22 protein-coding genes are annotated in these 19,155 nt (G+C 71.9%); 17 read left to right on the top strand and 5 right to left on the bottom strand.

The genetic code is table 11. The annotated features are described in order from the left end of the window. Window positions 1–70 precede the first annotated feature (70 nt). The 4 genes from leuC to ACIF6F_RS28920 all read left to right on the top strand — a co-directional run bounded on the left by leuC (window position 71) and on the right by ACIF6F_RS28920 (window position 3,274). Window positions 71–1,495, top strand: a complete 1,425-nt coding sequence (gene leuC / locus ACIF6F_RS28935; RefSeq protein WP_399953007.1) for a 3-isopropylmalate dehydratase large subunit — start codon at window positions 71–73, stop codon at window positions 1,493–1,495. Window positions 1,496–1,501: 6 nt separating this feature from the next. Further along, window positions 1,502–2,095 carry a 3-isopropylmalate dehydratase small subunit gene (gene leuD, locus ACIF6F_RS28930; RefSeq protein WP_399953004.1) on the top strand — a complete coding sequence of 198 codons (594 nt, stop codon included), beginning with the start codon at window positions 1,502–1,504 and terminating at the stop codon, window positions 2,093–2,095. Window positions 2,096–2,210: 115 nt separating this feature from the next. Beyond that, window positions 2,211–2,438 carry a hypothetical protein gene (locus ACIF6F_RS28925; RefSeq protein WP_399953000.1) on the top strand — a complete coding sequence of 76 codons (228 nt, stop codon included), beginning with the start codon at window positions 2,211–2,213 and terminating at the stop codon, window positions 2,436–2,438. A gap of 143 nt (window positions 2,439–2,581) precedes the next feature. Continuing rightward, window positions 2,582–3,274 (top strand): HU family DNA-binding protein, encoded by a 693-nt coding sequence (locus ACIF6F_RS28920; protein ID WP_399952997.1) that lies wholly within the window; start codon window positions 2,582–2,584, stop codon window positions 3,272–3,274. A 101-nt stretch (window positions 3,275–3,375) separates the two neighbouring features. Here the strand turns inward: ACIF6F_RS28920 and ACIF6F_RS28915 are convergent, their stop codons facing one another. Further along, on the bottom strand, window positions 3,376–3,579 hold the full coding sequence (locus tag ACIF6F_RS28915) for a hypothetical protein (RefSeq protein ID WP_399952994.1): 204 nt from the start codon (window positions 3,577–3,579) through the stop codon (window positions 3,376–3,378). Window positions 3,580–3,611: 32 nt separating this feature from the next. Further along, window positions 3,612–4,280 carry a 2-phospho-L-lactate guanylyltransferase gene (cofC, locus tag ACIF6F_RS28910; protein WP_399952991.1) on the bottom strand — a complete coding sequence of 223 codons (669 nt, stop codon included), beginning with the start codon at window positions 4,278–4,280 and terminating at the stop codon, window positions 3,612–3,614. Between the two features lie 184 nt (window positions 4,281–4,464). On the opposite strand from cofC, the gene ACIF6F_RS28905 reads away from it, so the two are divergent. Genes ACIF6F_RS28905 through ACIF6F_RS28895 form a run of 3 tightly spaced genes read left to right on the top strand, consistent with a single transcriptional unit; the run spans window position 4,465 to window position 7,421 of the window. Continuing rightward, entirely contained in the window at window positions 4,465–5,217 is a 753-nt protein-coding gene (locus ACIF6F_RS28905; protein WP_399952989.1) for a lysophospholipid acyltransferase family protein, read from the top strand. Beyond that, window positions 5,214–6,224 carry an NAD(P)H-dependent glycerol-3-phosphate dehydrogenase gene (locus ACIF6F_RS28900; RefSeq protein ID WP_399952986.1) on the top strand — a complete coding sequence of 337 codons (1,011 nt, stop codon included), beginning with the start codon at window positions 5,214–5,216 and terminating at the stop codon, window positions 6,222–6,224. Before ACIF6F_RS28905 ends, ACIF6F_RS28900 begins: the two co-directional genes overlap by 4 nt. A gap of 39 nt (window positions 6,225–6,263) precedes the next feature. Further along, on the top strand, window positions 6,264–7,421 hold the full coding sequence (locus tag ACIF6F_RS28895; RefSeq protein WP_399952983.1) for a D-alanine--D-alanine ligase family protein: 1,158 nt from the start codon (window positions 6,264–6,266) through the stop codon (window positions 7,419–7,421). An 84-nt stretch (window positions 7,422–7,505) separates the two neighbouring features. Here ACIF6F_RS28895 and ACIF6F_RS28890 read toward each other — a convergent pair whose 3' ends face one another. Next, a complete protein-coding gene (locus tag ACIF6F_RS28890; protein ID WP_399952980.1) occupies window positions 7,506–8,000 on the bottom strand; it encodes a DUF3515 domain-containing protein in 495 nt (164 codons plus the stop codon). A 20-nt stretch (window positions 8,001–8,020) separates the two neighbouring features. Further along, window positions 8,021–8,254, bottom strand: a complete 234-nt coding sequence (locus ACIF6F_RS28885) for an Lrp/AsnC family transcriptional regulator (RefSeq protein ID WP_030195064.1) — start codon at window positions 8,252–8,254, stop codon at window positions 8,021–8,023. 251 nt (window positions 8,255–8,505) lie between these two features. Between ACIF6F_RS28885 and ACIF6F_RS28880 the strand changes: the two genes are divergently transcribed. Both ACIF6F_RS28880 and thiD read left to right on the top strand, forming a co-directional pair. Further along, the gene (locus ACIF6F_RS28880) at window positions 8,506–9,480 is read left to right on the top strand and encodes a thiamine-phosphate kinase (protein WP_399952976.1); all 975 of its coding nucleotides are present in this window, start codon (window positions 8,506–8,508) and stop codon (window positions 9,478–9,480) included. Next, window positions 9,477–10,274, top strand: coding sequence for a bifunctional hydroxymethylpyrimidine kinase/phosphomethylpyrimidine kinase (thiD, locus tag ACIF6F_RS28875; protein WP_399952973.1), 798 nt, complete (start codon window positions 9,477–9,479; stop codon window positions 10,272–10,274). The genes ACIF6F_RS28880 and thiD overlap by 4 nt, the downstream gene beginning before the upstream one ends. A 144-nt stretch (window positions 10,275–10,418) precedes the next feature. Here thiD and rpmB read toward each other — a convergent pair whose 3' ends face one another. Next, window positions 10,419–10,604: a 50S ribosomal protein L28 gene (gene rpmB / locus ACIF6F_RS28870; RefSeq protein WP_030195073.1), complete on the bottom strand. Its 186-nt coding sequence runs from the start codon at window positions 10,602–10,604 to the stop codon at window positions 10,419–10,421. 252 nt (window positions 10,605–10,856) lie between these two features. On the opposite strand from rpmB, the gene ACIF6F_RS28865 reads away from it, so the two are divergent. From ACIF6F_RS28865 to rnc, 8 genes are all read left to right on the top strand, one after another. Continuing rightward, complete coding sequence (locus ACIF6F_RS28865; RefSeq protein WP_399952969.1) at window positions 10,857–12,527, top strand: DAK2 domain-containing protein; 1,671 nt, start codon at window positions 10,857–10,859, stop codon at window positions 12,525–12,527. Window positions 12,528–12,554: 27 nt separating this feature from the next. Further along, entirely contained in the window at window positions 12,555–14,747 is a 2,193-nt protein-coding gene (recG, locus tag ACIF6F_RS28860) for an ATP-dependent DNA helicase RecG (RefSeq protein ID WP_399952966.1), read from the top strand. A 106-nt stretch (window positions 14,748–14,853) separates the two neighbouring features. Next, a complete protein-coding gene (gene rsmD, locus ACIF6F_RS28855; protein ID WP_399952963.1) occupies window positions 14,854–15,435 on the top strand; it encodes a 16S rRNA (guanine(966)-N(2))-methyltransferase RsmD in 582 nt (193 codons plus the stop codon). A 29-nt stretch (window positions 15,436–15,464) separates the two neighbouring features. Continuing rightward, complete coding sequence (gene coaD, locus ACIF6F_RS28850) at window positions 15,465–15,944, top strand: pantetheine-phosphate adenylyltransferase (protein WP_399952958.1); 480 nt, start codon at window positions 15,465–15,467, stop codon at window positions 15,942–15,944. A gap of 96 nt (window positions 15,945–16,040) precedes the next feature. Next, window positions 16,041–17,126, top strand: a complete 1,086-nt coding sequence (locus ACIF6F_RS28845) for a DivIVA domain-containing protein (protein WP_399953075.1) — start codon at window positions 16,041–16,043, stop codon at window positions 17,124–17,126. Window positions 17,127–17,292: 166 nt separating this feature from the next. Then, window positions 17,293–17,931: a YceD family protein gene (locus ACIF6F_RS28840; RefSeq protein WP_399953072.1), complete on the top strand. Its 639-nt coding sequence runs from the start codon at window positions 17,293–17,295 to the stop codon at window positions 17,929–17,931. A 2-nt stretch (window positions 17,932–17,933) separates the two neighbouring features. Continuing rightward, window positions 17,934–18,107, top strand: coding sequence for a 50S ribosomal protein L32 (gene rpmF / locus ACIF6F_RS28835; protein ID WP_026165248.1), 174 nt, complete (start codon window positions 17,934–17,936; stop codon window positions 18,105–18,107). Window positions 18,108–18,126: 19 nt separating this feature from the next. Beyond that, window positions 18,127–18,951 carry a ribonuclease III gene (gene rnc / locus ACIF6F_RS28830; protein ID WP_399952954.1) on the top strand — a complete coding sequence of 275 codons (825 nt, stop codon included), beginning with the start codon at window positions 18,127–18,129 and terminating at the stop codon, window positions 18,949–18,951. Window positions 18,952–19,155: the final 204 nt, after the last annotated feature.

Raw genomic sequence — 19,155 nt, 5'->3', positions numbered from 1 at the left:
GGTCCGGACGGACGCGGCCTCGAAAAGATCTCTAGAAGCGTCGGCTCACCAGCCGACCGGAGGGAAAGCGATGGGTAGGACACTCGCGGAGAAGGTCTGGGACGACCATGTCGTCCGGCGCGCCGAGGGCGAGCCCGACCTCCTCTTCATCGATCTGCACCTGCTGCACGAGGTGACCAGCCCGCAGGCCTTCGAGGGACTGCGGCAGAACGGCCGCAAGGTGCGGCGCCTCGACCTCACCATCGCCACCGAGGACCACAACACCCCCACCCTCGACATCGACAAGCCCATCGCGGACCCGGTCTCTCGGGCCCAGCTGGAGACGCTCCGCAAGAACTGCGCCGAGTTCGGTGTCCGGCTGCACCCGCTGGGCGACGTCGAGCAGGGTGTTGTCCACGTGGTGGGACCGCAGCTGGGTCTGACCCAGCCCGGCACCACGGTGGTCTGCGGTGACTCGCACACCTCCACGCACGGCGCCTTCGGCGCCCTGGCCTTCGGCATCGGCACCAGCCAGGTCGAGCACGTGCTGGCCACGCAGACGCTCCCCCTGGCCCGTCCCAAGACGATGGCCATCACCGTCACGGGCGAGCTGGCGGAGGGCGTCACGGCCAAGGACCTGATCCTGGCGATCATCGCCAAGATCGGTACCGGCGGCGGCCAGGGCTACATCCTGGAGTACCGCGGCGAGGCCATCGAGAAACTCTCGATGGAGGCGCGCATGACCATCTGCAACATGTCGATCGAGGCCGGCGCCCGGGCGGGCATGATCGCCCCGGACCAGACCACCTTCGACTACCTCCAGGGCCGCGACCACGCGCCCCGGGGTGAGGACTGGGACGCCGCCGTCGCGTACTGGCGGACCCTGCGCACCGACGACGACGCGGTCTTCGACGCGGAGGTCGTCATCGACGGCGCCGCCCTGTCGCCGTTCGTCACCTGGGGCACCAACCCGGGCCAGGGTGCGCCGCTCTCCGCGAACGTCCCCGACCCGGCTTCGTACGAGGACGCTTCGGAGCGCCTGGCCGCCGAAAAGGCCCTGGAGTACATGGGGTTGACCGCCGGGCAGCCGCTGCGCGACATCAAGGTCGACACCGTCTTCGTAGGCTCCTGCACCAACGGCCGCATCGAGGACCTGCGCGCCGTGGCCCAGGTCATCGGGGGCCGCAAAGTCGCGGACGGCGTACGGATGCTGGTCGTCCCCGGCTCCGTCCGGGTCGCCCTGCAGGCCGTGGAAGAGGGCCTGGACAAGGTCTTCAAGGAGGCCGGCGCCGAGTGGCGGCACGCGGGCTGCTCGATGTGTCTGGGCATGAACCCCGACCAACTGGCCCCCGGTGAGCGCTCCGCGTCCACCTCCAACCGCAACTTCGAGGGCCGGCAGGGCAAGGGCGGCCGGACCCACCTGGTCTCCCCGCAGGTGGCCGCCGCCACCGCGGTCCTGGGCCACCTGGCCTCGCCCGCCGACCTGACCGACGCCCCCACGCCCGCCGGAGTCTGATCACCCATGGAAGCTTTCACCACGCACACCGGCCGGGCCGTCCCGCTGCGCCGCAGCAACGTCGACACCGACCAGATCATCCCGGCCCACTGGCTGAAGAAGATCACTCGCGACGGATTCGAGGACGGGCTCTTCGAGGCCTGGCGCAAGGACTCGGAGTTCGTCCTGAACCGCCCCGAGCGCCAGGGCGCCACGGTGCTGGTCGCGGGCCCCGATTTCGGTACCGGCTCCTCCCGCGAGCACGCCGTCTGGGCGCTGCAGAACTACGGCTTCAAGACCGTCATCTCCTCGCGCTTCGCCGATATCTTCCGCGGCAACTCCCTGAAGAACGGACTGCTCACCGTGGTCCTGCCGCAGGAGACCGTCGACCGGCTGTGGGAGCTGACCGAGGCCGACCCCACCGCGGAAATCACCGTGGACCTCGTCGCCCGCCAGGTACGCGCGGCGGGAATCGAGGCGGAGTTCGAGCTGGACGAGAACGCCCGCTGGCGACTGCTGGAGGGGCTGGACGACATCTCGCTCACCCTTCAGAACGAAGCCGACATCGCCACTTACGAAAGCGCCCGGCCGACCTTCAAGCCGCGCACGATTCAGGCCTGATCAGGGCTTATTCGCGCTTGCGCGAACACTGTGCCCCCCGCCTTCCGGCGGGGGGCACAGTCGTATGTTGAGGCCCCGTGAGGCGACAACTCGCCCCAGATGGCACAATCTGTGCATGGAACGCGACAGTCAACTCGAGCTCTACGAACTCGTCGCGGACCGGTTGAAAGAAGCACACACAAGGGTGCGCACACTGCAAGTCCCGGAGGGCGTAAGGATGGCGCTGACCCGGAAGCTGTTGGTCGCCACAGCCGCGGCGAAGCATGATCTCGCCGATGCGGCAAGGCGCCTGGACAGGTTGATGAAGGACCTCGACGAGGGTCGATTCCCTGAAGGCGACTGATGCGAAGGAACTCCGCAACGGTCCACATCGTTGCGGCACTAGGGTGATTAGCCCGTTTCGTGTTTGATTTGCGGTATATATCCGCCTAACGTGCGAAAAAGCTTGAACACATTCGTTCTGGCTATGTCTCCGAAGGGGAAGACGTGAACAAGGCGCAGCTCGTAGAAGCGATTGCCGACAAGCTCGGCGGCCGCCAGCAGGCCGCGGACGCTGTCGACGCGGTGCTCGACGCGATGGTCCGCGCGGTCGTCGCGGGCGACCGGGTCTCGGTCACGGGCTTCGGCTCGTTCGAGAAGGTCGACCGCCCCGCCCGGTACGCCCGCAACCCGCAGACGGGTGAGCGCGTCCGGGTCAAGAAGACCTCCGTACCCCGCTTCCGCGCAGGTCAGGGCTTCAAGGACCTCGTCAGCGGCACCAAGAAGCTCCCCAAGGGCGACGAGGTGGCCGTGAAGAAGGCCCCGAAGGGCAGCCTGATGGCGGCCGCGGCGGGCAGCAAGACCACGGTCAAGAAGGCCGCGGCCAAGAAGACCACCGCCAAGAAGGCGGCCGTCAAGAAGACGACGGCGGCCAAGACCACGGCGGCCAAGAAGACCACGACCGCCGCCGCGAAGAAGGCGACGCCGGCCGCGAAGAAGGCCACCGCCGTCAAGAAGACCACCGCGGCGAAGAAGACCACGACCGCCGCGGCGAAGAAGGCGGCCCCGGCGAAGACCGCCGCCAAGAAGACCACCGCCAAGAAGACCGCTCCGGCCAAGAAGGCCGTCGCGAAGAAGGCGCCCGCCAAGAAGACCACCGCGCGCAAGACCACCGCGAAGAAGACGGCCGCCCGCAAGTAGGCCGAGCAGCCGAGGTTTCGACGCGCCGGGCCGGTGCCCCCTGCGAGGGGACGCCGGCCCGCGGCGTCTTCTGGCTCTTCCGGGGCCTTCGAAAGCCCTGGTCAGAGGGTTTGCAGCGTGATCAGGGTGATCCGCAGGTCCTTGCCTGAGCCCTCGGTCTCGATCCGCACGCGCTGCCCCGGACGCAGCAGGCGCAGCCCGCCGGCGTCGAAGGCCGGGGCGTCGAAGTCCACCGGGGTGCCGTCGTCGAGCAGCACACTGCCGCTGCGGGTCTCGGGGTCGTACGTGTACGAGGTCGCCTGCATACCCGCACCCTATCGCCGCCCCGTCGCCGGCCTCAGAGCCGTCCCACCACGCGAACGGGCCGGTACAGCCCTGCCGTGCGGCCGCCCAGGCCCAGCTCCGCGGCCGCCGCCAGGTCCTCGCCGGTGTCCACGTCCCGGCGCACGCTGTCGACCCCCTCCAGCGCGATTTCCACCGCCCCCGAGGCGGAATGCCGGGCCCGGGACGGCCCCCCGAACGCGGGTGCCAATTCCACGCCGCGGGCGGCGGAAAGCAGAGTTGTTCCGATTCCTGCCGCATCCGCCAGAAATGCCCTGGGAAATGCGGCGGCGGTATCGAGCACGCGTCGCAATTCCCCCGGGCGCAGGGCCGGCAGGTCTGCGTTCATCGCCGCCACCGGTGCCCCCGGGCGCTCCTCCCGTGCCGCGCGCGCCCCGTGCGACAGCGCCGCGTTGAGCCCCGCCGCGGGGGAGTCGGGCACGACGCGGGCGCCCAGCCCGGCCAGCTCCCCGGCGGCCACCGGATCGTCCGTGACGACCACCACATCCCGTACCGCGGCGCAGGCCAGCGCCCCGGCCACGGTGTCCAGCGCGAACGCCAGCGCGAGGTCGGAGCGGGCGGCGCCCGCGGCCGCCGCCAGACGGCTCTTGGCCACGGAAAGGGGCTTCAGCGGGACGATCAGCGTCCAGACGGCGTTCGTGGCGGCCCCCTCCTCGAAAAGCACGCGAGTGGGCCCCATTGTCACCCTGGCCCCACCGGGCAGGGGGTACCGTCCCGCGAGCGGGGCGTACGGTGTTCTCGACAGAGACCGGACCTGGGGCGACACTTGTCCGGCCGACCAGGTGCCGTACCCCCCAGCCACCGCCGGGAGGTGCCCCCAGCACCGGTCCTAGAAGGAAGGTGTCCGAGTGTCCCGCCGCAGAATCGGCTTCTGGTACCGCCTGGCGGCGGTCATCGCAAAACCGCCGCTGGTAGTGCTGTTCAAGCGGGACTGGCAGGGAATGGAACACATTCCCGCCGACGGCGGCTTTATCACCGCGGTGAATCACAACTCGTATCTGGACCCGCTCTCCTACGCGCACTTCCAGTACAACACCGGCCGCGTCCCGCGTTTCCTGGCCAAGGCCGCCCTGTTCAAGGCGCCTTTCGTCGGCATGATGCTCCGCGGCACCGGCCAGATCCCCGTCTACCGCGAGACCACCAACGCCCTCGACGCATTCCGGTCCGCCGTCGACGCCATCGAGCGCGGGGAATGCGTGGCCTTTTACCCGGAGGGCACCCTCACCCGGGACCCCGACCAGTGGCCCATGGCCGGCAAGACCGGCGCCGCCCGCGTCGCGCTCATGACCCGCGCGCCCGTCATCCCGGTGGCCCAGTGGGGCGCGAACCTCGCGATGCCGCCCTACGCCAGGGAGAACAAGGTCCGGCTGCTGCCCCGCAAGACCCTGCGGGTGCTGGCCGGACCGCCCGTGGACCTCTCCCGCTTCCACGGCCTGGAGCCCACGCCCGAGGTGCTCAAGGAAGCCACCGAGGTCATCATGGCCGCCATCACCGCACTCCTGGAGGAGCTGCGCGGCGAGACCGCCCCCGCCGAGCCGTACGACCACCGCAAGGCCCGGGCAGAACAGCGGCGCAAGGCCGCCGGGGAGGGCAGGAAGTGAACCGTCCCGTCAAGGCCGCCGTCTTCGGAACCGGCTCCTGGGGTACCGCGTTCGGCATGATCCTCGCCGACGCGGGCTGCGAGGTGACCCTCTGGGGGCGCCGCCCCGAGCTGGCCGAGGCCGTCAACACCGGACGCACCAACCCCGACTACCTGCCGGGCATCGAACTCCCCGAGCGCCTCCGGGCCACCACGGACCCCGCGGAGGCCGCCCGCGGCGCGGACTTCACCGTCCTCGCCGTCCCCTCGCAGACCCTCCGCGGCAACCTCGCCGAGTGGGGCCCGCTGCTGGCGCCCGACACCGTCCTCGTCTCCCTGATGAAGGGAATCGAACTCGGCACCGCCAAGCGGATGAGCGAGGTCATCGAGGAGGTCGCCAAGGTCCCCGCCGAGCGCGTCGCGGTCGTCACCGGACCCAACCTGGCCCGCGAGATCGCCGCCCGGCAGCCCGCCGCCTCCGTCGTCGCCTGCGTCGACCAGGCCGTGGCCCAGCGCCTCCAGGCCGCCTGCATCACCCCGTACTTCCGCCCGTACACCAACACCGACGTCGTCGGCTGCGAGCTGGGCGGCGCCGTCAAGAACGTCATCGGCCTCGCGGTCGGCATCGCCGACGGCATGGGCCTGGGCGACAACGCCAAGGGCTCCCTCATCACCCGGGGCCTGGCCGAAACCACCCGGCTCGGCCTGGCCATGGGGGCCGACCCGCTGACCTTCTCCGGGCTCGCCGGCCTCGGCGACCTCGTCGCCACCTGCTCCTCGCCGCTCTCCCGCAACCACACCTTCGGCACCAACCTCGGCCGCGGGATGACCCTGGAGGAGACCATCGCGGTCACCCGCCAGACCGCGGAGGGCGTCAAGTCCTGCGAGTCGGTGGCCGATCTCGCCCGCCGCCACGGCGTCGACATGCCCATCACGGACACCGTGGTCGACATCGTGCACAACGGGAAGCCGCCGCTGGTCGCGCTCAAGGACCTCATGGCGCGCAGCGCCAAACCGGAACGCAGCTGACTCCTTTCCGGACGCTTGAGCGGGTACTCTCGTGGCGATATGAGCAGCGAGAACCTCCCCCAGACTCCTGAGCAGCAGGGCCGCAAGCCGCGTGTGGCCGTCGTCTTCGGCGGCCGCAGCTCAGAACACGCCATCTCGGTCGTCACCGCGGGCGCGGTCCTGCGCTCGATCGACCGTTCCAAGTACGAGGTGCTGCCCATCGGCATCACCACGGACGGCCGCTGGGCGCTCACGGCCGACGAGCCCGAGCGGATGGCGATCGCCGACCGCAGGCTGCCGAACGTCGCGGAGCTCACCGAGTCCGCCGACGGCGGCGTGGTGCTCTCCGTCGACCCCGCCAACCGCGAGGTCGTCTACACCGAGCCGGGCGCCGTCCCGAAGGCACTGGGCGAGGTCGACGTCGTCTTCCCCATGCTCCACGGCCCCTACGGCGAGGACGGCACCCTCCAGGGCCTGCTGGAGCTGTCCGGCGTCCCGTACGTCGGTTCGGGCGTGCTCTCCTCGGCCGTCGGCCAGGACAAGGAGTACATGAAGCGGGTCTTCGTCTCCTTCGGGCTGGAGGTCGGCCCGTACGAGGTGATCCGCCCCCGCGAGTGGGACGCCGACCCGGCGGCCGCCCGCAAGAAGATCGTGGACTTCGCCGGGGAGCACGGCTGGCCGCTGTTCATCAAGCCCGCCCGCGGCGGCTCCTCGGTGGGCATCACCAAGGTCGACGACCTCTCCGGCCTGGACGAGGCCGTCGAGGAGGCCCGCCGCCACGACCCGAAGATCCTGATCGAGGCGCTGGTGCGCGGCCGCGAGATCGAGTGCGGCGTCCTGGAGTTCGAGGACGGCCCGCGCGCCAGCGTCCCGGCCGAGATCCCGCCGGTCAGCTCGCACGACTTCTACGACTTCGAGGCCAAGTACATCGACTCCGCCTCCGGAATCGTCCCGGCCCCGCTCGACGCCGACCGGACCGCCGAGGTCCAGCGCCTGGCGGTGCAGGCCTTCGACGCCGCCTCCTGCGAGGGTCTGGTGCGCGCCGACTTCTTCCTCACCGAGGACGGCCGGTTCGTCATCAACGAGATCAACACCATGCCCGGCTTCACGCCGATCTCCATGTACCCGCGGATGTGGCAGGAGTCCGGCGTCTCGTACCCCGAGCTCGTCGACCGCCTGATCCAGGCGGCCATGCGCCGCCCGACCGGCCTGCGCTGAGGCCCCCGTACGCACCGCCGCCCGCCAGGTGATCCTGGCGGGCGGCGGTACGTCGGGGGGCGGGGGAGCCGTGCGGCGGGGGCCTCAGTACGAGGAGATGCCCACCGGGACGCTCTTCTCCACGGCGGGCCCGAACGCGACGAGCAGACCCGCGTCCGTGGCGTGCTCCCGGTCGACGACCACCTCGACGTAGGCCAGGCGGCCGCCGGTGACGAAGCGGAACGAGCCGTCGTCCCGGCGCTTGCCGATCATCCAGCCCACGCCGTTCACCTCGACCTGCCCGGTGCTCTGCGCATCGGAAATCAGGTCGAGGGGTTTGGGAACGCCACAGCGCAGTACGATCGCTGCGCCGCCCCACGCGGCGGTCAGATCGGAAGCGGGTTCGGGGTCCTCCCGGTCCAGGCCGGCCACCGTCTCCGGGAGCGCGCCGTGCAGCGTCGAGCACATCGCGACCACGTCGGCGGGCGGGGCGGGCGGGGGAGTGACCTCCGCCCGCGCGCTCCCGGGCGTGCAGCCCGCCAGGGCCAGGCACGCGGCCAGCACGGGCAGGCAGAGGGGCCGGAGGCGGGAGAACGTCACCGGCCAAGACTAGACGGGGGCTACAGATGGACGACCGGGCAGGTCAGGGTGCGCGTGATCCCGTCCACCTGCTGGACCTTGGCGACCACCATGCGGCCGAGTTCGTCTACCGTGTCGGCCTGGGCCCGCACGATGACGTCGTACGGACCTGTCACGTCCTCCGCCTGGATCACCCCCGGGATCTTCGCGATGGACTCGGCGACCAGCGACGCCTTGCCCACCTCGGTCTGGATGAGGATGTACGCCTGTACCACGGAACCTCCAGGGCGGCCACGAGGATGATCTCCCCTAACCTTCGGGTGGGGAACCCGCCCCTGACTCGGCGGGGCTCCAGGGAAGAAGGGACGCCACGGTACCGCGTCGCCGACTGCCGCGGGGAGACCCGAGGGCACGGCGCCGCGCTCAGCGGGGCGTACGAGGAACAGAAGTTGACGTGTCTGTTGACAGTACCCAGAGCAGTGACGGCTCGCGACCGCAAGCCCACTGGGCCAGAAGGAGCACAGCGATGAAGGGCACTGTGGGCGAGCTGGGGGAGTTCGGGCTCATCAGAGAGCTGACCTCCCGCCTCACCTCCACCCCAGCGGTACGGCTCGGCCCCGGCGACGACGCCGCGGTCGTGACCGCGCCCGACCGGCGCGTCGTCGCCAGCACGGACATCCTGCTGGAGGGCCGTCACTTCCGGCGTGACTGGTCCACCGCCTACGACGTCGGCCGCAAGGCCGCCGCCCAGAACCTCGCCGACATCGCCGCCATGGGCGCCGTGCCCACCGCCCTCCTGCTGGGCCTGGTCGTCCCGGCCGAACTGCCGGTCACCTGGCCGACCGAGCTGATGGACGGCATCCGGGACGAGTGCCAGGTCGCCGGCGCGGCCGTGGTCGGCGGCGACGTCGTACGCGGCGACACCATCACCGTGGCCATCACCGCCCTCGGCGACCTGCGCAACCACGAGCCCGTGACCCGCGCCGGCGCCCAGCCCGGCGACGTCGTGGCCGTCACCGGCTGGCTCGGCTGGTCCGCCGCAGGCTTCGCCGTGCTCTCCCGCGGCTTCCGCTCCCCCCGCGCCTTCGTCGAGGCACACCGCCGCCCCGAGCCCCCGTACCACGCGGGCCCCGCAGCGGCCGGACTCGGCGCCACCGCCATGACGGACGTCAGCGACGGCCTGGTCGCCGACCTCGGGCACATCGCCGAGGCCAGCAAGGTCCGCATCGACCTGCACTCCAGCGCCATCGACATCCCCACGCAGATGAACGACATCGGCCAGGCCGTCGGCGTCGACCCGCTCCAGTGGGTGCTCACCGGCGGAGAGGACCACGCGATCGTCGCGACCTTCCCGCCGGACGTGAAGCTCCCCGCCCGCTGGAAGGTCATCGGCGAGGTGCTCAACCCCTCCGCGCAGCCCCAGGTCACCGTCGACGGCGCGCCCTGGACCAGCACCGGCGGCTGGGACCACTTCGGCGGCGAGATCGAGACCGCCCCGTGACGAGGCCCCCGCTCTGCCTGACCGTCGCCGGGTCCGACTCCGGCGGCGGCGCCGGCATCCAGGCCGACCTCAAGACCATGCAGGCCCTCGGCGTGCACGGGATGAGCGTGATCACCGCCGTGACCGCCCAGAACTCCCTGGGGGTCCGGGGGGCCTGGGAACTCCCCGCGGAGGCCGTGACGGCCCAGTACCGGGCCGTGGTGGACGACATCGGAGTCCAGGCCGTCAAGACCGGCATGCTGGCCTCCGCCGAACTGGTCGAAACGGTGGCCGCGCTCATCGCCGCCACCGACGCCCCCGCGGTCGTGGACCCCGTGGGCGTCTCGAAGCACGGGGACGCACTGCTCGCCGCCTCCGCGCTGGACGCCGTACGCACCCGGCTGCTGCCCGCGGCCACCGTCGCCACGCCCAACCTCGACGAAGTGACGCAGCTCACGGGGGTCGTCGTGGAGACCGAGGACGACCTGCGGCGGGCCGCCGACGCGATCCTGGCGTACGGGCCACGCTGGGCGCTCGTGAAGGGCGGCCACCTGGCCGGCGGCGACGAGGCGGTCGACCTGCTCACCGACGGCACCGAGGAGCTGTGGCTGCGCGCCCCGCGCCACGACAACCGGCACACCCACGGCACCGGCTGCACCCTGGCCAGCGCCGTCGCCGCCGGCCTCGCCAGGGGACTGGACGTCCCCGGGGCGGTCACCGCCGCCAAGGAGTACGTCACGGGCGCCATCGCCGCCGGCTTCGCGCTGGGCGGGGGCATCGGACCGGTCGACCACGCCTGGCGCTGGCGCGGCTGAGCCCGGAGCGGACACCACTGAGCCCGGAGAGCGGCACTGCCGCGCCTCCGGGCTCGGGTGTTGTTTCAGGGCAAAGAGAAAAGCCGGTCCACCGAGGTGGACCGGCCTTCAGGCAACCGGAAGGGCTGCGCCACGACGGGAGCGTCAGCGCGAGACCTTGCCGGCCTTGATGCACGAGGTGCAGGCGTTGAGGCGCTTCGGCGTCCCACCGACCACGGCACGCACACGCTGGATGTTCGGGTTCCAGCGACGGGGCGTACGGCGGTGCGAGTGCGAGATGTTGTTGCCGAAGCCCGGCCCCTTGCCGCAAACGTCGCAGTTGGCAGCCACAGGTCACTCCAAAGACTTCAGATGCACTTACAGTGAAATCCGGCGCACCGGATCAGAGATCTGAAGTGGTTTGCCGGGGGAATGGCCCGATTCTCATCGGGCAACCGGAGCAGCATACAACGGCTGCTCCCGTACAAGAAAACTACCATGGCTCCCGCGGACCCCGCCCCGGGCCCCGGATCACCCCGGCCCCCTTCGTTACCCTGCGGGTGCAGACCCCGCCGTCCACGGCAGTCCAAGGAGGAACGCCCGGTGCCGCACGTGCCGCCCACCCTCGACGCCGACGCGGTACGCACCTGGAGCTCCCTCGCGCTGACCGCCCTGGGCCGCGCCCGCGAGGACATCGACGCGATCAACGTCTACCCGGTCGCCGACGGGGACACCGGCACGAACCTCTACCTGACCGCCGAGGCGGCCGCGCAGGCCGTCGAGGACGCCTTCGCCGTGGACCCGCCCTCCCTGGCCGACGCCGTACGCGCCTACGCGCACGGCGCGCTCATAGGCGCGCGGGGGAACTCGGGCACCATCCTGGCCCAGCTGCTGCGCGGCATGGCCGAGGTGCTGGCCGCCGGACCGGTGGCCGGGCAGGGGGATGCGCAGACGGCCGGACAGGCCGGGGGCGGTGCCGGTGCCGGCACCGGGGAGGCCGGCCGCCGGCTCGCCGACGCACTGGCCCGCGCCGCGGAGTCCGCCTACGAGGCCGTCGCCCATCCGGTCGAGGGCACGATGCTCACCGTGGCCACCGCCGCGGCCCGGGCCGCGGGCACCGCCGGCGAGGGGGCCGTCGCCGTCGCCTGGAGCGCGTACGACGCCGCACGGACCGCCCTGGAGAAGACGCCGGGGCAACTGGGCGTGCTGGGCAGGGCCGGGGTGGTCGACGCGGGGGGCTGCGGCGTGGTCGCCGTACTGGGGGCCCTGTGGCAGGCGCTGTCCGGGCGGGACCTGGACCCCGAGCCCGTACGCGGTCCGGCCGTCCCCGTGCAGCCCGACCCCTGCGAGCAGGACGCCGGCGCCGACGGGCCCGGCTACGAGGTGCTCTTCCTCCTGGAGGCGCAGGACGAGCCCGTGGAGCTGCTGCGCGAGCGGCTCGACGCCCTCGGGGACTCCCTCGTGGTCGTCGGCGGGGAAGGACTGTGGAACGTGCACGTGCACGTGGACGACCCCGGCGCCGCCGTCGAGGCCGGCATCGAGGCGGGCCGCCCGTACCGCATCCGCATCACCCACTTCGCCGACCAGCGCCGGGCCGCGCTCCCCGAGCGGGTCCAGCGCGCGGTCGTCGCGGTGGTCCCCGGCGAGGGCCTGGCCGGCCTCTGCGCCGAGGCGGGGGCCACCTGCGTCCTCGCCCGCCCGGGAGAGCCGCCGGCCCCCGCCGAACTCCTCGACGCCATCCGCCGCGCCCACGCCCGCGAGGTCGTCCTGCTGCCCAACGACGCCGAACTCCGGCACACCGCGGCCGGTGCCGCGGAACGGGCCCGGGCCGAGGGCGTCCGCGTCGCCGTCATCCCCACCCGCTCCGCCGTCCAGGGCCTGGCCGCCCTCGCCGTCCACGACCCCGACGGCAGCTTCGACGAGGACGTCGTCACCATGACCTCCGCCGCCGGCGCCACCCGCTACGGCGAACTCGCGGTCGCGGAACGCCAGTCCTTCACCTCGGCCGGCATCTGCCAGGCCGGGGACGTGCTGGGCCTGATCGACGGCGACGTCGCCCTCATCGGCGACGAACTCACCGCCACCGCCGAGGCGGTCCTCGCCCGGATGCTGGGCTCCGGCGGCGAACTCGTCACGCTGGTCCTCGGGCCGGAGGTGCCCGAGGCCCTCGCCGATCGCCTGGAGGCCTACGTACGCGAGCGCCACCTGGCCGTCGACACCGTCGTCTACCAGGGCGGACGGCACTCCGCCCCGCTCCTCATCGGGGTGGAGTGACCCGGCCTGTCGGCGGCATGGTGTGCAATGGAACACGTGCCCGCGCTGGATGAACCACTCAAGAAGTCGCTCGGCCCCGCCACCGCCAAGGTGCTGGGCGAGCAGCTCGGCCTGCACACGGTCGGCGACCTGCTCCACCACTACCCCCGGCGGTACGCCGAGCGCGGGGAGCTGACCCCGCTCGCCGACCTCGGCGACCAGCTCGACGAGCACGTCACCGTGGTCGCCCAGGTCGCCGAAGCCCGCGTCCTCACCTTCAACGGCGGGCGCGGAAGACGGCTGGAGGTGACCATCACCGACGGGGCCGGCCGGCTCCAGCTGGTCTTCTTCGGCTCCGGCGTGCACAAGCCGCACAAGGAGCTGCTGCCCGGCAGCCGCGCGATGTTCGCCGGCAAGGTCGGCATGTTCAACCGCCGCCTCCAGCTCTCCCACCCCGCGTACGAGCTGCTCGGCGCCGACGCCGGAGACTCCGCGGTCGACGCCTTCGCCAACCGGCTCATCCCGATCTACCCCGCCTGCGCCAAGCTGGAGAGCTGGAAGATCGCCAAGGCGGTCGACGCCGTCCTGCCCAGCGCCCAGGAGGCCGAGGACCCGCTGCCGCCCGCGCTGCGCGAGGGCCGCGGCATGGTCACCCTTCCCGAGGCCCTCCTCAAGATCCACCGTCCCCGGACCAAGGCGGACGTCGAGCAGGCCCGCGAACGCCTGAAGTGGGACGAGGCCTTCGTCCTCCAGGTCGCCCTCGCCCGCCGCCGGTACGCCGACACCCAGCTCCCGGCGGTCGCGCGCAAGCCCACCCCCGGCGGCCTCCTCGACGCCTTCGACGCCAAGCTCCCGTTCACCCTCACCGAGGGCCAGCAGACCGTCTCCCGCGAGATCTTCGACGACCTCGCCACCGAACACCCCATGCACCGCCTCCTCCAGGGAGAGGTCGGGTCGGGCAAGACGATGGTGGCTCTGCGGGCCATGCTGGCCGTGGTCGACTGCGGGGGGCAGGCCGCGATGCTGGCGCCCACCGAGGTGCTGGCCCAGCAGCACCACCGGTCCGTCACCGAGATGATGGGCGAACTGGCCGAGGGGGGAATGCTCGGCGGCGCCGACCACGCCACCAAGGTCGTCCTGCTCACCGGGTCCATGGGCGCCGCCGCCCGCCGGCAGGCGCTGCTCGACCTCGTCACCGGCGAGGCCGGGATCGTCATCGGCACGCACGCCCTGATCGAGGACAAGGTCCAGTTCCACGACCTCGGCCTGGTCGTGGTCGACGAGCAGCACCGCTTCGGCGTCGAGCAGCGCGACGCGCTGCGCGGCAAGGGCAAGCAGCCGCCGCACCTGCTGGTCATGACCGCCACCCCCATCCCGCGCACGGTCGCGATGACGGTCTTCGGCGACCTGGAGACCTCCGTGCTGGACCAACTGCCCGCCGGCCGGTCCCCGATCGCCACCCACGTCGTGCCGGCCAAGGACAAGCCGCACTTCCTCGCCCGCACCTGGGAGCGCGTCCGCGAGGAGGTCGAGGGCGGCCACCAGGCGTACGTGGTCTGTCCCCGCATCGGGGACGAGGAGGACGAGAAGAAGGCGGCGAAGTCCGCGGAGGACGAGACCGAGAAGCGGCCGCCGCTCGCCGTGCTCGACATCGCCGAGCAGCTGTCCGGGGGCCCGCTCGCCGGGCTCTCCGTCGAGGTGCTGCACGGCCGGATGGACCCCGCGGACAAGGACGACGTGATGCGCCGGTTCGCCGCCGGCGAGGTCCAGGTGCTCGTCGCCACCACCGTCATCGAGGTCGGCGTCAACGTCCCCAACTCCACCGTGATGGTGATCATGGACGCCGACCGGTTCGGCGTCTCCCAGCTCCACCAGCTGCGCGGCCGCGTCGGCCGTGGCTCCGCACCAGGACTGTGCCTGCTGGTCAGCGAGATGCCGGAGGCCAGCCCGGCACGGGCCCGGCTCGCCGCGGTGGCCGCCACCCTCGACGGCTTCGAGCTCTCCCGGATCGACCTCGAACAGCGCCGCGAGGGCGACGTGCTCGGCCAGGCCCAGTCGGGCGTGCGCTCCTCGCTGAAGATGCTGGCCGTGATCGAGGACGAGGAGGTCATCGCCCAGGCCCGTGAGGAGGCCGTCGCCGTGGTCACCGCCGACCCGGGCCTCGACGGCCTGCCCGCCCTGCGCACCGCGCTCGACGCCCTCCTCGACGACGAGCGGGAGCAGTACCTGGAGAAGGGCTGACCGCCACCCGGAGAAGGCCCGGCCGCCGCCGCGGGCGGCGTGCCGCGGCCCAGCGCCTATCGTGGAGTCGCCCCTGTGTTCCCCCTGCCGTGAGGACCCGACTCAGATGACCCGCGTGATCGCCGGTGTGGCGGGCGGCCGCCGCCTGGCCGTGCCGCCCGGCACCGGCACCCGCCCCACCTCCGACCGGGCGCGCGAGGGGCTCTTCTCCACCTGGGAGTCCCTGCACGGCCCCCTCGCGGGCACCCGCGTGCTCGACCTGTACGGCGGCTCCGGAGCCGTCGGCCTGGAGGCGCTCTCGCGGGGCGCGGCCCACGCCCTGCTGGTCGAGGCGGACGCCCGGGCGGGGAAGACCATCCGGGACAACATCCGGACGCTGGGGCTGCCCGGGGCCGAGTTCCGGGCGGGCAGAGCGGAGCAGGTCGTGACGGGCCCGGCGCCCGGTGAGCCGTACGACATCGTCTTCCTGGACCCGCCGTACGCCGTGACCAACGCCGATCTTGGCGAGATCCTCCTCACACTCCGCTCCCAGGGCTGGCTCACGGAGGACGCGCTCGTCACCGTGGAGCGCAGTACACGAGGCGGGGAGTTCCCGTGGCCGGACGGCTTCGAGCCGCTGCGGTCCAGGCGCTACGGCGAGGGCACCCTTTGGTACGGTCGCGCCGCCTCCACCAGCGGAGACTCATGATGACCGGGCCTGAGAGCGAGGGAGTTCGCGTGCGCCGCGCCGTCTGTCCGGGGTCCTTCGACCCCATCACCAACGGGCATCTCGACATCATCGGACGTGCCTCGCGGCTGTACGACGTCGTACACGTGGCCGTGATGATCAACCAGTCCAAGAAGGGCCTCTTCACGGTCGAGGAGCGGATCGAACTGATCCGCGAGGCCACGGCCGAGTACGGCAACGTCGAGGTCGAGTCCTTCCACGGCCTGCTCGTCGACTTCTGCAAGCAGCGGGACATCCCGGCCATCGTCAAGGGCCTCCGCGCGGTCAGCGACTTCGACTACGAGCTCCAGATGGCCCAGATGAACAACGGCCTCACGGGCGTCGAGACCCTCTTCGTCCCGACCAACCCCACCTACAGCTTCCTGTCCTCCTCCCTCGTGAAGGAGGTCGCGGCCTGGGGCGGCGACGTGTCCCACCTGCTGCCCCCGTCGGTCCACGCCGCGCTCGTCGAGCGCCTCGCCGAGCGCTGAGGCACTGACGGTCCGTCAGTCGGTGTCGGGCGGGGACCGGCTGGCCGTACAGTCGTCCCCGTCCGTACCGGAACCACCGAGAGAGTGCGAGCACAGGTGGACGTGCAGAAGAAGCTCGACGAGATCGTCGACACGGTGGCAGGCGCCCGCTCCATGCCCATGTCGGCCTCCTGCGTGGTCAACCGGGCCGAGCTGCTCGCCCTGCTCGAAGAGGTGCGCCAGGCCCTGCCCGGCTCCCTCGCGCAGGCGCAGGAGCTGATCGGCGGCCGTGACCAGATGGTCGAGCAGGCCCGGCAGGAGGCCGAGCGGATCATCGAGTCGGCCCACGCCCAGCGCGGCTCGCTGATCTCCGACACCGAGGTCGCCCGCCGCTCCCAGGGCGAGGCCGACCGGATCCTGGCGGAGGCCCGCCGCGAGGCCGAGGAGATCCGCGCCGAGGCCGACGACTACGTCGACAGCAAGCTGGCCAACTTCGAGGTCGTGCTGACCAAGACCATCGGCTCGGTGGACCGCGGCCGCGAGAAGCTGCTGGGCCGCGGCCCGGGCCTCTCGGGCCCCGGTGCCGCCTACGGCGACTCCCTCGACGGCTTCGGGGACCCGGACGCCCCCGAGGGCTCCCGCGACCCGGAGACCCTGCGCCGCCAGGCGGACGAGTACGTGGACGCCAAGCTCGGCGCCTTCGAGGCGGTGCTCTCCAAGACGCTGGAGGCCGTCGGGCGGGGTCGCCAGAAGCTGGTGGGCCGGGTGGCCACGGACGACCTGCGCGAGCACATCGCCGCCCAGGACGCGGCGGAGGGCCGGCCCGGCGCCACCAGCGACGCGGACTTCCTGGCCGGCCTCGCGGAGCCGGCGGCGCCGGTGGCGGCCATCCCGGCCCAGGCGGCGCCCGCCGAGCCCGTGTGGGACGGCCGGCAGGACCCGTACGCGACGGGGGGCTACGCGGCCTCGTACGAGGACCAGGGCGCCCCGTACGCGTACCAGCAGCCGGACCCGTACCAGCAGCAGTACCAGCAGCAGCCGGAGCCCTACGGCTACCAGCCCGACCCGTACGGCTACCAGCAGCAGCCCGCCCCGCAGGCGGACGGCCGGCAGGCGCCGGGGGCCGCGCTCGACGAGACCAGCCTCTTCGACACGAGCCTGATCGACCTGGACCAGTTCCGTCAGTACGAGCAGGGGCGCTGACGGCCCCGGCCGTGAGCTGCGCGGACGGGCCGGTTTGGGTCCGGGGCGAGGCGCCGGGTATCCTGGCTCTTCGGTCGCGCGTATGCCCGCGATCCATGCTGCCCTGAGAGCCTCGCCCGAGGCGCCGGAGCGGCACCCCCCAGCGAATCCGAAAGCAGGAACGACCCTGAGCACCCGCCTCGACCACCGAAACCCGCTCGTGTTCGACACACGTGACCTGGGTCGGCGTCCTGGTGCCATGCAGAAGGTGTCCAGGACCGTCTCCGCCCCGGCGGACCTCGGACTCGCCGGCGTCATCGAGGTGCCCGAGGGCTCCTCGATGCAGATCGGTCTCCGTCTGGAGTCGGTCATGGAAGGGGTGCTCGTCACAGGCATCACCGTGGCAAAGGCCGTGGGGGAGTGCGTAAGGTGTCTGGAGCCGCTTGAGCTGGAGCTCAACGCGCGCTTCCAGGAACTGTTCTCGTACCCTGACGCCGATGGCCGGGGCCGCCCCAAGGCGGAACCGGACGACGACGCTGAGGACGACGAGGACAGGTACTTCGTCGAGGACGACCTGTTCGACCTCGAACCCGTGCTGCGGGACGCGGTGGTGCTCACACTGCCGTCGCAGCCGGTGTGCCGGGAGAACTGTCTCGGTCTGTGCCCCGAATGCGGGCTCAGCCTGAACGACGACCCGGACCACCACCATGAAGCCGTCGACATCCGTTGGGCGGCACTGCAGGGACTCGTCGTGACCGATCAGGACGACGAGAAGGACAACATGAGCGGCGCCGCATCCGGCGTCGACGAGAAGCAGGAGAAGTAGCCGTGGCTGTTCCGAAGCGGAAGATGTCGCGCAGCAACACGCGCCACCGCCGGTCGCAGTGGAAGGCTGCGGTCCCCACCCTGGTTTCGTGCGAGCGTTGCCAGGAGCCGAAGCAGCAGCACATCGCGTGCCCGAGCTGCGGCACCTACAACAAGCGCCAGGTCCTCGAGGTCTGAGCGGCTGGTGAGAGGCGCAATGTCTGAACTGTCCAGCGCCAAAAAGCAGGCAGACAGTAACAACGCGGCCTCGTCCCACACGCTTCTGGAAGGGCGGCTCGGCTACCACGTCGAGTCCGCCCTTCTGGTGCGTGCGCTGACCCACCGTTCGTTCGCGTACGAGAACGGCGGTCTGCCCACCAACGAGCGGCTGGAGTTCCTCGGGGACTCCGTGCTCGGCCTGGTGGTCACCGACACGCTGTACCGCACCCACCCCGACCTGCCCGAAGGCCAGCTGGCCAAGCTGCGGGCCGCGGTGGTCAACTCGCGTGCGCTGGCGGAGGTCGGTCGCGGCCTCGAACTCGGTTCCTTCATCCGGCTCGGCCGGGGCGAGGAAGGCACCGGGGGCCGGGACAAGGCGTCCATCCTCGCCGACACCCTCGAAGCGGTGATCGGCGCGGTCTATCTCGACCAGGGTCTCGACGCGGCCTCGGAGCTGGTGCACCGGCTCTTCGACCCGCTGATCGAGAAGTCCTCGAACCTCGGTGCCGGGCTCGACTGGAAGACCAGTCTCCAGGAACTCACCGCGGCCGAGGGTCTGGGCGTGCCGGAGTACCTCGTCACCGAGACGGGTCCCGACCACGAGAAGACCTTCACTGCTGCCGCCCGCGTCGGTGGTGTCTCGTACGGCACCGGCACCGGCCGCAGCAAGAAGGAAGCGGAACAGCAGGCGGCGGAGTCCGCGTGGCGCGAGATCCGCGCCGCCGCGGACGAGCGCAAGAAGGCGGCCGAGGCCGCCGCGTCCGCAGAGCCGCAGGCCGATGGCGGGGCGCCGACGCCCGCCGCAGGCCCGGTGGCCGGCTGAGGCTTCCTTCCCGTTTCACGCACCGCCCGCTCCCGGTCCGCCGGGGGCGGGCGGCGGTGTTTCCGGCCGCCGGTCCGTGCCGGGGCCCCGTGCCGGGCGGGGGCGTGGGGGCGATGTTCCGGGGTCCGCTCCGCGGCCCCGCCGCCCGCGGGTAGGCTCGGGGCATCCCAGGGGTCCCGGCCGCGGACCCGCGTCCTTCCGGAG

The sequence above is a fragment of the Streptomyces sp. NPDC086023 genome (genome assembly GCF_044540325.1).
Taxonomy (GTDB): domain Bacteria; phylum Actinomycetota; class Actinomycetes; order Streptomycetales; family Streptomycetaceae; genus Streptomyces.
Note: the sequence above shows the minus strand (reverse complement) of the source record. Positions and strands in the feature narration are given on the sequence as shown.